Genomic DNA, 11,381 nt, shown 5'->3' on the forward strand with positions numbered 1-11,381 from the left:
CATGCCCACGCTGAACATCGTCACGAGCACGCTGCCCGGCAACTGCGCAACTGGCGGCTATTCCACGCACATCGCGGGCAACGGAACGGTGTTCGTGGTGATGCCGGACAACGGCAGCACCTACTATCGCTCGGGCGACGGCGGTGCGACCTGGACGTCCTACACGCATCCCCTACCTGCGGGTCAGCGGTACCACAATGCTGTGGCGTGGAACGGCTCGTACTTCCTCGTCGTTTACAACACACGCTGGGCTAAGAGCACGGACGGCATCACGTGGACGAACGGCACGATTGCGGGCGGCTCCTCGCACTCGATGCTGGCCTGGAGCGGCACGCGCTGGGTGCTCGGCATGACCGCGTACAACACCAACCAGCAGCTGTGGAGCACGGATGGCGAGAACTGGAACGCGGTCACGGTGCTGGGCGTCAACTGGCTCTGTACTGACGTCATCTGGGACGGTGCGCGGTTCTGCATGGATGTGGAGCAGCAATTCGCCACGCCCTACGATAACTATTTCATGACCAGCCCCGATGGGGTGACATGGACCCAGCGCGGCAAGATGAACGTGTCGTCGGGCGATGGCGCAGACCGGATGTTCTACAACGGCGCGCTCTACCTCGTCATCAACCGCTACCCAAACCCAGCTTTCAGTCCGGACGGCATCACCTGGAGCAACTCGACAACTTCCGGGGGCGTCATCGGCACTTGCGGCAGCGACTTCGTATCGCAGGACACGGCCTCGACCTTCTCGACCAGTACTGACGCGACGGTCTTCACCTCGATTCCCGTGAACCTCGGCGGCACGGGCGCTTCCGGCTTCTTCTGGGATTGGAAGCCCTGCCAATATGCGCCGGGCAAGTTCGCCTGCATTGGAAACAGCAACAAGTTCGCCACCTTCGAGGTGATCAGCGCGATCCCACCGTTCTGGACTTCCTTGACCGGTACCCGCGAGGCTGTCTGATGGCCTACGGCAAGTTCCGCAACGGCCCGACCTCACAGGGGCGCCAGGCCGCCAACTGGGTGCAGGGCGACAGCGCGGACTTCACGACGCGCCGCCGCGGCAATGCGCTGGTGCGGAAAGCGGGCGAATTCACCAACATCTTCCAGAAGCCAGATCTCGCGCTGGACGGCTACTACGTTCTCGGCGACCTGGTGGGCGCCGGCACTCATGTGCTCGGCTCGGCCACGGCGCGCGGCACCTTCTCGGATCGCGGCCTGGCACCCGACAACGGCGGCTTCGTGCTGTCGGAGGTCGGCTTCTACGGCAAGGGCTGGGGGTCGATCCTCAAGAATGGGCCGTCCACCGTCTACACGGATTTCGACGGCGATCCGGCCACGGTCTTTGCCAACACCCTTGCGCGCACCCGCAACGGTCGGGTGCTGGCGGATCTGTACGACTACAACCCCGCGGTGCCGCAGGAGGCCTCGGGCACCCTGTCGTTCATCGTGCGCGGCGGCTACCGCTACGTCGGCACCACGCCGACCTTCTACACCGGCTTGACCTTCACCGGGCTCGACGGCGGCGGCCAGTACCTGCAGGCCTTCGTGCATGACGACGGCACCACGCGCACGCTCGGCGGGACCGAATACCTGCCCGGGCAGATCGGCTGGTACGCGACCCCCAGCGTGCTCGCACCAGGCGTGATTCTGAAGATGGACCGCTACCTGCGGCCGACGGACGTGGTGACCACCATCGATCCCCTTGCATGCCCTGGCCTGCGCTTCAACTACACGACCGATGGCGGCCTCGGCTGGGCCAGCGCCACGGACAGCATGTTCGCGGCCGAGCTGCTGACCATCACCGGGTTGGACATTGGGCACCCCGGCTATTTCAACGACGCGATCGCCGAAGCGAACCTCCGCACGGCGCCGCTGTCGCGCACGCTGTCGGTGGCCATCGGGCACGTGCCCTACATCGAGATGGACGGCACCACGCCCGTGGTGAAGGTGAAGGTGAAGATGGGCCTCATCAACACAGGCGCCGGTTGCGCGCTGTCGGCGAGCACCACCCTGTATGACGGCCTGCCGATCGGCGCCGCACGCTTCCTGAGCCGCGACCTGCTGGCCGTCCCCGAGGGCGTGCTGGTCTTCACGCGAGACGATGCCGGCGGCGCCGAGTGGAACGCGCCGGCACGGATCCGGTTCACGAACAACGGCACAGGGTTCGACGAGCGCGGCTACATGCCACTGCCCGAGTACTGCACCGGCGTGCCCTCGGGCATCGACACCAAGACCCTCATCTGCCCGATGTTCGACGGTGCCTACAACCTCTACCAGTCGAAGGACTGGGGCGCGACCTGGACGTTGCGGGCCGCCATCACGGAGAACGGCGTACCGCCCGCCACCGGGCTGCCGGTGATGGGGAACTTCTCCCTCGTGACCATGCTGCGCAAGGACGATCTGCCAGCCAATGCCGCTCCCGCCACGCCGTGGCTGTACGACTGCCGGGCCGCCGAACCATGACGAACTCCCTCATCAAGAACACCACCATCGACACCACGGTCGAGGTGATGGAGATTCCCGCGATTCCGTATGTGCCGGCGCAGCCCGCGCGCACGGTGTACGAGACACGCCGCGTCTGCGGCTTCCAGCAGACCGGCTCGGGCCACTACACCTACGTGACCGAGGCCTCGGGCGCGATCACGGCCATTTGGGTGCCTGATCCTGGCACGCCGATTCAGGTCGGCACCTGGGGCTGCTGGGACCAGCTGGTGCCTGTCACCTATCCCGCCACTGCGGAGCAACTCGCGGTGCCGGGCTCGCCAGGGTCGGGCGGCACCGTCTCCTCGAACTACAACCTTGGCTGGAACGCCGGCGGCCGCTCGATCGCCATGTTCACGGCCAACGGCTACGTGCAGTTCCAAGCGCGCGCCAGCGCCGTGGGCATCATCGCCGGCCTCAACGTCTATGACGGCGTGGACGCGCACTACAGCGGCAACACCACCGACTACGCCTTCCTGTTGTCCCACGGCGTGGCGCGCGTCATTCAGAACGGAGTGCAGGGCGCCTACCTGGGCACCTACACCGATGCGACGGTCTTTAAGATCGACCGCACCGGCACGACCATCACCTACTACATGGCCGGCGTGTCGGTGGCGACCGCCACGAGCGCGCCGACCGCGCCGGCCTGGCTCGAGGTGTCGCTGTATTCGGGCGACGACGAGGTGTTCAACCCGTCGCTGGTGCAGGTCAGCGCGCCTGACCTGACCGCGCAGACTGCCACCCTGGATGGCGTGCTGCTGCCGCTGACCTTCTTCGGCACGCAGGGTCCCTTTGCGGAACTGTCGGGCGTGCTGCCGGCCCTGACCGCACAGATGGAATCGGGCGTGGTGCTGCCGAACTACGCAGTAGGCGATTGGCAGCTGCCGCCGCTGGCGATGAGCCTGAATGGCCTGACGGGCGAAACCGCTACGCTCGCGGGCACGCTGTTGGGCCTGCGCATGCTGGCCGCCGACCATCCGTATGCGGAGATGTTCGCGACGCTGCCGCCGCTGACGGCGAACCTGTCGGCCTACGAAGGCAACTTCAATGCCTCGATCGGCTCGGTGGCCGTGGCCGGGGCGTCGATGACCCTGGCCAGCTTCCTCGTGGTGTCGATGCTGTCGACGGGCACCGTGGCCTCGACGCTCGTGGTGCACACCGCGGTCTCTGCCGAGATGCTCTCCGAAGCCGCCCTCGGCTCGACCTTCGCCGCAAATGCCGTGGTCGATGCTGTGATGTTGAGCCTGGCCAGCAGCGGCACCGTGCTGGGCGTGCCCGAGAGCGACAACGAGACCTGGGTGATCAATCTCGACAGCGGCGGCAACACCAGCTACTCGAACTACGCCTTCAACAGCTTCGCGCGCATCGGCAGCAAGTACTACGGCGCCAGCGCCGCCGGCATCTTCGAACTCGACGGCGACACCGACGACGGCGCGCTGATCCGCTCCCGCATCAGCCTGGGTGAGCTGGACTTCGGCAATCCGATGCTCAAGACGGTCAGCGAGTGCTATGTCGGCATGTCCGGTACTGGCCACTTGTTCGTCAAGCTGATCGCCGAGGGCCGCGAGTTCGTCTACAAGACCCGCGGCTACAGCGACAAGCTGAGGCAGCAGCGCGTGACGTTTGGCAAGGGCCTGCGCACGAACTATGTGGAGCTCGAGCTCTTCAACGAAGACGGCGCGGACTTCGAACTCGACACCGTCGAATTCCACGTCGCCGACCTTTCACGGAGGATCTGATGGCAACTATTCCCCCCGGTGGCATCGTCACCATCCCCGATCCGACGAGCGGCGGCGCCGGCGCGCCGGTCACCACGACCCAGATCATCAACGCGATGTGGGCGAACGCGCAGAGCAAGTCCGAATCTGGGGACCTGCGCATCGGCCAGGCCATCGGCTTCGCCGATCCGGCGCCGCACGTGCTCACGCCAACGCTGGACACGACCTACCTGCCGCCGCTGAAGCCCGACCTGCCGCCGGACAGTCCGAACGACGCGGAGGCGATGTACAACACCCAGCGCGACCAGATGATCAACCTGATCACCGACTCGTGGGCGGACTTCATCAGCACCTACTTCCCGAACCCGGGCTTCTACAACGATGCGCTGGCTTGGTGCCATACCGCGTTCACCTCGGGCGGTTCCGGGCTGAGCCCTGTGGTCGAGCAGCAGCTGTGGGAGCGTGCCCGGGCCCGGATCCTGGCCGACAGCCAGCGCGCGGAAGACGAGGCGACGGCGACCTGGGCGAATCGCCGCTGGCCGGTGCCGCCAGGCGCGCTGACCAACCAGATCAACCAGATCCGCCTGGACGCCGGCCGCAAGCTGGCCGAGCAGAGCCGCGACATCTCGATCAAGTCCTTCGACACCGAGATCGAGAACGTGCGCTTTGCCGTGAAGCAGGTGCTCGACCAGCGCAAGGTCGCGCTCGACGCCACGGGCGACTACATCAAGACCATCATGCTCGGCCCGCAGACCGCCATGTCGCTGGCCACGGGTCTCGCGAACATCCGTTCGGAGGCCTCGCGCGCGCTGGTCGCCCTGTACAGCGCGGAGTCCGCGGCGCTTCAGCCGCGGGTGCAGCTGGCCATCGCTGATGCGGACCTGAAGATGCGCGGCGAGCAGGCGAACCTGCAGGCGCAGATGAACTCGCTGGAGTCGAAGGTGCGGGCGGCCATCGCCGGCGCGCAGCTCGTCGGCCAGCAGGCAGCCGCAGGCCTCAACGCGATCAATTCGAGCGCTTCGATCAGCGGGTCGGACACCACGAACACCTGATCGAACCGGGGGGCGGCGTCCCCCCTGTAGGGTTCGCCCCGGGCTCCTTGGGCCGGCACGATGCCGGCAATTCAAGGAGCCTCCCATGACCATTCAGATGGGCGTCGATCGATGAGCGACGAACCGAACACCGAACGCACCACGCGGATCATCGATCTGCGCATCCCCTTGCCATGGGTGCTCACTGGACTGATCACCGTCGGCTTCACGCTGGTCAGCATGTACTTCAACGTGAACCAGCTCGTGCGCGACGTGGGCGAGCTGCAGATCACCGTGAAGGCCGGCAATACCCAAGTCACCACCCTGGCGGGCGAACAGGCCCTCCTGCGCTTTCGCATGGAGAACATCGAGGGCGAGATGCGAGCGATGAAGTCGAGCCAAGGCGCGCCTGTGGCCCCGAACTACCCCCCACCGAGGAAGATCCCATGACCACGCTCAAGCAACGTCTCGTCGATTGGTACAACGCGCACGTCGTGGCGGCCTGGTACCGCAGTGTCGCGCTCTACGTCGGCATGTCGGCCACCATCGTGCCGTACATCCCCGATTGGCTGCAGCTGGCTCTCGACCATTGGGACCTGGCCAGCGTGCTGATCCCGAAGCTCTCGCCCGATGGCAAGGCAGTGCTGCAAGCGTTCATCTTGCTGGTGCTGCTGCCGATCGCGAAGGCATGGCAGCAGAAGGCGATGCGCGCCGCGGCGCTTGAACAGGCGGTGCGCACGGGGCAGGTCAGCACGGTCGCCGGCTCCGAGGAGGTGCAGATCAACGTGGGAAAGGGCTGACCGTGGACGCGCAGCTTCTGGCGCGCTGCACTGGCGCCCAGCTTTCCCGAGCGCAGCGATTCGCGGATGTGCTGTCGGCCGGCATGGCCTTCTACAACATCACCACGCCGCTGCGGCAAGCGATGTTCCTGCCCAACATCGGGCACGAGTCCGGCCGGTTGGTCTACACGACCGAGCTCTGGGGGCCGACGTCGGCGCAGCGGCGCTACGAGGGTCGCGTCGACCTCGGCAACACCCAACCGGGCGACGGCAAGCGGTACGCTGGCCACGGCCTGATCCAGACGACCGGGCGGGCCAATCACGCCGCCGCGCGCGACCGGCTCCGCGAACGCTTTCCCGATGTTCCCGATTTCGAAGCCGAACCGGAGAAACTGGCGGAGCCGCAGTGGGCCGCGCTGTCGGCGTGCGACTACTGGGACATGCGTAAGCTCAACACCTGGGCTGATGCCGGCGACTTCGACAAGGTATGCGACATCATCAACCGCGGCCGCGCCACCCCAGGGGTGGGGGATTCCAACGGATGGGCCGAGCGCCTCGAGCTCTACAACGGCGCACGCAAGGCGCTGGGGCTCGCCTGAGACGCGCCACCCAGTAGGGTTTGGCCGTGCAGAGGGTCATCGATTCAATGCCTCCCATTGAAGCGAATCAGGACCAACGACCATGCCAACCGAACTTCTCGCGCCCGGCACTGCTGCGGCCATCTCTGCGGAAACCGTTCTTGCTGATGGTCAGACCGCGACCGTCTTCCTGACGTCCGACAGCGGCTCGGGCATTCCGAATGACAGCCCGTTGTTCATCCAGCTGCAGCGCTCCACCAGCGCATGGAACGATCTGGTCATCCTGAGCGGCCCGAACAAGCTGAAAGCGGAAGTTCATGGGCCGGTGACCTTCCGCGTCTCCCGGCGTGCGCCTGGCGTGTATGCGAGCCCGCTGGGCGCCGAAGTGACGATCTCGACTGCTGCGGGTAGTGGTAGCAGCAGCGCGGTCACAGTCGCTGATGGCGCCGATGCGACGCAGGGCGACAAGGACGATGCGCCCGCAGCCTCCGACATCGGTTCCTTCAGCATCGTCGCGTTCATCAAGCGCGGGATGCAGAACTGGACCACGCTGCTGGCGCGCATCCCTGCGCTGTCCACTGGCGCGGTTCCGGTGGAGAACATCAAGCAGCCGCTCGTGGCGCGCCAGCTGGCCGCTGGTGCCGCCAGCGTGAACACGCCGCTCACCACCACCTGCCGCCGCATTTCCATCTACGCTCGCGCCGGCGACGGGCGCTATGCCATCGGAAGCACCGCGCAGACCGCCTCGGCCACGGCCCACTTCATCGCTCAGGGCGAGCGACTGGACGTCGCCGTGCCCGCCACGCCGAATATCGCCGTGATGCGCGGCGGCGTGTCGGACTGCACGCTGGAACTGACGGAGCTTGCGTAATGCAGGCACGCGCGACCCGGATGGGTGGCCACCGCGCGCCTACGGCGCTTGCGGACGTGATCGCGGGCATCTTTGCTTCGACCCCTGCGAGCGCTTGGTACGACCCGAGCGACCTGTCCACGATGTACCAGGACAACTTTGCTCAGACCGCCGTGACAGCGGTGGAGCAGCCTGTCGGGTTCATGATGGACAAGTCGAAGGGCGGTGCGCCTCGTGGCGCTGAGGTCGTGCTCAACGGCGGCTTCGACTCTGGCCTCACGAGCTGGACGACACCCAACGCGGCACCCGGCACGACTACCTTGGTTGGCTCTCGCGTCGTGCTCGACAGCGGCGCGGCCGGCAGCGGTGGCACGGCGCGCTTGCGTCAGGCTCTGACCGTCCCAATCGGCTGGTACGAGGTGACGTTCGACATTAGCGCCTTCAGCGGTCTCGCCGGGAATGCACAGCTGGCGCTCGGCTCCGACCTGTCGGGCGGCTCGCAGTACCTCGCAATCAGCGCATCCACTGTGGGCACCGCGCGCCGGGTTATCTATGTCTCAAGCACGACGCTCGGCATCGCGTTTTTCTGCGGCTCCACGACCACGCAGACCACGTTCACTGTTGACAACCTCACGATCAAGCCAATCAGCGGCGCGAACCTTTGGACAGGTGCCCCCACTGTCAACAATGGCAGTTGGGTTGACAACGCCGATGGCAGCTACACCAATGCAGGTAACACCGGCACGATTGGGTACACCAACAGGTTGGTTATCGGAAAAACCTACGAAGCATTCGTTCGTGTCACAGCCCGCACTGCCGGAACCTTCTATGTGCCTTATGACGGGGTGGGGCCGAACGCGATCATCGTTTCCACGGTCAGCACGTATCGGCGCGTCTTCACAGCTACGACCACCAGTCTCTACATCTACAGCAACGCCTTCAATGGTACGGTCGCTTCTGTCTATGTGCAGGAATTGCCAACAGTCATCCCATTGACGCAAGCCACGAGCACTGCACGTCCGGTGTTGTCGGCGCGTGTGAACCTGTTTACGAAAAGTGAAAAGCTGGATGACGCTGCGTGGGCGAAAGCTGCGACGGGGACTGCTACGGCACCCGTAGTAACTGCGGACACAGCGGTTGCGCCTGATGGAACCTCGACTGCTGATCGCGTCGTCTTCGCTTTGAACGGTGGCACCACTTCGAATGACTTGTCGCAATTCTCGTTTGCGGCCAGTATCACAGGTGTAGTGGGTGGCTCCTACACCAGTTCGATTTGGATGAAGACCAACGATGGAACTACCAAGGTATTCATGTTGGTTGGAGTGGCAGGCGGACTGCATTTGATTTCTGTCACACCGACATGGCAAAGGTTCTCGTGCACGGAAGTGGCCGTCGGTACGTCCCTTAGCCCGATCCGGGTTCGTCTTCGCGGCAATGAAGCTACCGCTGATAGTGCTGACGTGTCGATGTGGGGCGCTCAATTTGAGGCCGACCCTGTGCTCGGTGCGTATCAACGCATCGACACGGCCACGGACTACGACTGGCTCGGCTGGCCGCTGTATCTGCGCACCGATGGCACAGATGACGGCATGGCTACTGGCGGCGCAGGAGGTACGGTCAACTTCGATCTGTCGGGAACTGACAAGGTCAGCGTGTTCGCTGGTGTCCACAAGGCGAGTGATGCTGTTGCCGGCGTGATCGCCGAACTCAGCGCGTCTGAAGCGTCGAACGCAGGAACGTTCTTGCTTCAAGCTCCGGCAGACACGACCACCGCAAACTACCGCTTCGACGTGGCAGGAGACGCACCGCCCGGCACCGGATACCGGGCAACTACATTCACCGCACCTATCTCGAATGTGCTGAGCATGTATTGCGACATCGCGGGCGCCAACCGGACCTCGGAAATCTTCCCGCGGATCAATGGCGCCCTGCCTACCCTGGCCGCTGCGGGCAACAGCACGGCTGGTGCAGGCAACTTCGGCAGCTATCCGCTGTACGTCGGCAGCCGCGCCGGCACGTCACTGCGCTTCAACGGCCGCCTCTACAGTCTGATGGTCATCGGTCGCGCGCTCACCCCCGACGAGTTGTTCGTGTCCGAGCGCTATGTGGGCCAAAAAATGGGGATCGCGCTATGAGCTACGTCCATCGCTGCATGATCGTGCCGGCCGCGCAGGCGCCCCTGGCCAGAGAGCTTGTCGTCACGCTGGCAGGCGCCCCCGCTGCCAACATGTTCACCACCGGCCTCTCGGCAACCGGCGACATTCCCTTCACCCACTACGTCAGCACCGGGATGATCGAGGAGCAGTTCGCCGCTGTGCTCGCAGATCCCGCGCTGATGGCGATGCTGTGCAACAGCGTGGGCCGGGCCATCACCGAGCCCGAGTGCACCGCGCTGCTGACCGCCTGCGACGTCAGCACCGAAGAGCCGCATGTGGCCTTGGCGCGCATCGGGCTCAAGATGCTGTTCGTCGAGCAGCTGCAAGAGCTCCAAGCGCAACGCGATGCGGCCGCCGCCCAGGAGGCGCAGCATGGTGCTACCTGACCTCCGCAACTGGGCGCTGCTGGCGCTGTCGGTGCTCGTAGTGGCGCTGGGCCTATCGACCTGGCAGTACAAGCGCATGTATGCCGCCACCGATTTCGCGCTGGCCGTCCAAAACAACGCCATCAAGGCGCAGAACAAAGTCGCTGAGCAGCTGCTCGCCAAGCGCACCATCGAGCGCGATGCGCTGCAGAAGAAACTGGAGGAACGCGCCGCGGCGCAGGGGAAGACCGATGAAAAAGCTGTGGCTCAGATTGGCGCTGACGACAAGCAGCAGCGTGCTGCTCCTGTGCGCGTCCGGGTGCACGACTGCACCCGTGATGCCGGGAGTGGTGGTGGACGCGCCCCAGGTGAAGCCGCCGCTGCCGCCGGAGCTGGTGCAGAAGACACCGGCGCGGCCAGTGGGGTACTTTCGAAAGAAGGTGCTCGACGCCTTGCAGACGCCCTGACCGAGGTTGAGACGATGAGCGCGGCGTATGCGTCGTGCCGGGCAGAATTGATTGCACAGTAAGTGAGGTATTCGAAGCTACCCGGCAGCGGCAGCCTCGAATATCTCTACCGCTGGGAACAGCAGATCCCAAAGACCCTGATCGAGAGCCACCCTATCCAGGAACTCTTCCATGCCTTTTCGGGTGCAGACGTGAAGATGGCTTATTTGGTAAGAAATTCCTCCTGCACGCCAATAATCGCGGCCGACAAATAACGTCGTGTGCGTGCATTGCACCGGATCTCCCATCAATAGTCCGTCGCTGGAGTAGTCGGCTGTCCAGAGGGTGCCATCTGCGACGACAAGAAAGGGAAGGACGACCGTGCTAAATGTGCCCTCGCTCGCTTCCTCATAGTACGCAGCGTCCTGAACCAGGCTTGCTGCTGAGCCGAGCGCTTGCGTCCATTTTTCGTAGACCTCGGAGTCTCCAGCGGTGAAGTCGCCCTTTTCGGTCATGCCTACTTGAGAAGTCGACTTGCCGACCATCGCTCCAATCGGGTACATGCCGTCCGTCTGCCTTAGCGTCAATGTTTTGGAAGGCGGCCCAATTTCTCTGAAGGGAAAATCAGCACTACGGGTGTATGACCAAATGACCTGGTGGTAGCTCTCCTCGTCGATCCTGGGAATTTGAGATAGGACAAGTGGATAGGCGCTCTTTAGGCTCTTGCATTCGATTGCCAGATCAATGCGACATTCGTTTTGTATGGCGAATGCCCTCACGTCGTATTGTCGCGACTTGCTGGTTACCGAATCTTCGTAGGTGCCACCGTGGGTCGCTGGCAATCCGAGCGCCCGTGCTTTGGCGTAGATGGCCAACTCCAATCCGAAATCGTCTTGGCTCTCCAAGTACTTGCGCAAATCGGCTGCGCTCATAGGGTCTTCGCGATATTTCGCCATGAATGCTCCGTCCTCTTTCTG

Annotated in this window: 12 protein-coding genes; 11 read left to right on the forward strand and 1 reads right to left on the reverse strand. The window is 64.3% G+C overall.

The features are described from left to right. Position 1 precedes the first annotated feature (1 nt). The 11 genes from ACJ7Z0_RS27355 to ACJ7Z0_RS27405 all read left to right on the forward strand — a co-directional run bounded on the left by ACJ7Z0_RS27355 (position 2) and on the right by ACJ7Z0_RS27405 (position 10,487). The gene (locus tag ACJ7Z0_RS27355) at positions 2-961 is read left to right on the forward strand and encodes a hypothetical protein (RefSeq protein WP_434792364.1); all 960 of its coding nucleotides are present in this window, start codon (positions 2-4) and stop codon (positions 959-961) included. Next, complete coding sequence (locus tag ACJ7Z0_RS27360) at positions 961-2,463, forward strand: hypothetical protein (protein WP_434792365.1); 1,503 nt, start codon at positions 961-963, stop codon at positions 2,461-2,463. The genes ACJ7Z0_RS27355 and ACJ7Z0_RS27360 overlap by 1 nt, the downstream gene beginning before the upstream one ends. Then, entirely contained in the window at positions 2,460-4,220 is a 1,761-nt protein-coding gene (locus ACJ7Z0_RS27365; protein WP_434792366.1) for a hypothetical protein, read from the forward strand. Before ACJ7Z0_RS27360 ends, ACJ7Z0_RS27365 begins: the two co-directional genes overlap by 4 nt. Further along, the gene (locus tag ACJ7Z0_RS27370; RefSeq protein WP_434792367.1) at positions 4,220-5,251 is read left to right on the forward strand and encodes a hypothetical protein; all 1,032 of its coding nucleotides are present in this window, start codon (positions 4,220-4,222) and stop codon (positions 5,249-5,251) included. The genes ACJ7Z0_RS27365 and ACJ7Z0_RS27370 overlap by 1 nt, the downstream gene beginning before the upstream one ends. A 111-nt stretch (positions 5,252-5,362) precedes the next feature. Next, positions 5,363-5,680 carry a hypothetical protein gene (locus ACJ7Z0_RS27375; protein ID WP_434792368.1) on the forward strand — a complete coding sequence of 106 codons (318 nt, stop codon included), beginning with the start codon at positions 5,363-5,365 and terminating at the stop codon, positions 5,678-5,680. Next, positions 5,677-6,030: a hypothetical protein gene (locus tag ACJ7Z0_RS27380; protein ID WP_434792369.1), complete on the forward strand. Its 354-nt coding sequence runs from the start codon at positions 5,677-5,679 to the stop codon at positions 6,028-6,030. Before ACJ7Z0_RS27375 ends, ACJ7Z0_RS27380 begins: the two co-directional genes overlap by 4 nt. A 2-nt stretch (positions 6,031-6,032) precedes the next feature. Continuing rightward, positions 6,033-6,608 (forward strand): glycoside hydrolase family 19 protein, encoded by a 576-nt coding sequence (locus ACJ7Z0_RS27385; RefSeq protein WP_434792370.1) that lies wholly within the window; start codon positions 6,033-6,035, stop codon positions 6,606-6,608. An 82-nt stretch (positions 6,609-6,690) separates the two neighbouring features. Then, the gene (locus tag ACJ7Z0_RS27390; protein ID WP_434792371.1) at positions 6,691-7,458 is read left to right on the forward strand and encodes a hypothetical protein; all 768 of its coding nucleotides are present in this window, start codon (positions 6,691-6,693) and stop codon (positions 7,456-7,458) included. Then, a complete protein-coding gene (locus ACJ7Z0_RS27395; RefSeq protein ID WP_434792372.1) occupies positions 7,458-9,572 on the forward strand; it encodes a phage head spike fiber domain-containing protein in 2,115 nt (704 codons plus the stop codon). The genes ACJ7Z0_RS27390 and ACJ7Z0_RS27395 overlap by 1 nt, the downstream gene beginning before the upstream one ends. Continuing rightward, positions 9,569-9,979, forward strand: a complete 411-nt coding sequence (locus ACJ7Z0_RS27400; RefSeq protein ID WP_434792373.1) for a hypothetical protein — start codon at positions 9,569-9,571, stop codon at positions 9,977-9,979. Before ACJ7Z0_RS27395 ends, ACJ7Z0_RS27400 begins: the two co-directional genes overlap by 4 nt. After that, positions 9,966-10,487, forward strand: coding sequence for a hypothetical protein (locus ACJ7Z0_RS27405; protein ID WP_434792374.1), 522 nt, complete (start codon positions 9,966-9,968; stop codon positions 10,485-10,487). Before ACJ7Z0_RS27400 ends, ACJ7Z0_RS27405 begins: the two co-directional genes overlap by 14 nt. 15 nt (positions 10,488-10,502) lie before the next feature. On the opposite strand, the gene ACJ7Z0_RS27410 is transcribed toward ACJ7Z0_RS27405, so the two are convergent. Further along, complete coding sequence (locus ACJ7Z0_RS27410) at positions 10,503-11,360, reverse strand: hypothetical protein (RefSeq protein WP_434792375.1); 858 nt, start codon at positions 11,358-11,360, stop codon at positions 10,503-10,505. Between the last annotated feature and the right edge of the window lie 21 nt (positions 11,361-11,381).

The sequence above is a fragment of the Variovorax palleresanus genome (assembly GCF_051144945.1).
Taxonomy (GTDB): domain Bacteria; phylum Pseudomonadota; class Gammaproteobacteria; order Burkholderiales; family Burkholderiaceae_C; genus Variovorax; species Variovorax paradoxus_S.

Coding starts and splice junctions, on each gene's coding strand:
- ACJ7Z0_RS27355 (WP_434792364.1), top strand. CDS start 2: ATGCCCACGCTGAACATCGTCACGAGCACGCTGCCCGGCAACTGCGCA.
- ACJ7Z0_RS27360 (WP_434792365.1), top strand. CDS start 961: ATGGCCTACGGCAAGTTCCGCAACGGCCCGACCTCACAGGGGCGCCAG.
- ACJ7Z0_RS27365 (WP_434792366.1), top strand. CDS start 2,460: ATGACGAACTCCCTCATCAAGAACACCACCATCGACACCACGGTCGAG.
- ACJ7Z0_RS27370 (WP_434792367.1), top strand. CDS start 4,220: ATGGCAACTATTCCCCCCGGTGGCATCGTCACCATCCCCGATCCGACG.
- ACJ7Z0_RS27375 (WP_434792368.1), top strand. CDS start 5,363: ATGAGCGACGAACCGAACACCGAACGCACCACGCGGATCATCGATCTG.
- ACJ7Z0_RS27380 (WP_434792369.1), top strand. CDS start 5,677: ATGACCACGCTCAAGCAACGTCTCGTCGATTGGTACAACGCGCACGTC.
- ACJ7Z0_RS27390 (WP_434792371.1), top strand. CDS start 6,691: ATGCCAACCGAACTTCTCGCGCCCGGCACTGCTGCGGCCATCTCTGCG.
- ACJ7Z0_RS27395 (WP_434792372.1), top strand. CDS start 7,458: ATGCAGGCACGCGCGACCCGGATGGGTGGCCACCGCGCGCCTACGGCG.
- ACJ7Z0_RS27400 (WP_434792373.1), top strand. CDS start 9,569: ATGAGCTACGTCCATCGCTGCATGATCGTGCCGGCCGCGCAGGCGCCC.
- ACJ7Z0_RS27405 (WP_434792374.1), top strand. CDS start 9,966: ATGGTGCTACCTGACCTCCGCAACTGGGCGCTGCTGGCGCTGTCGGTG.
- ACJ7Z0_RS27410 (WP_434792375.1), bottom strand. CDS start 11,360: ATGGCGAAATATCGCGAAGACCCTATGAGCGCAGCCGATTTGCGCAAG.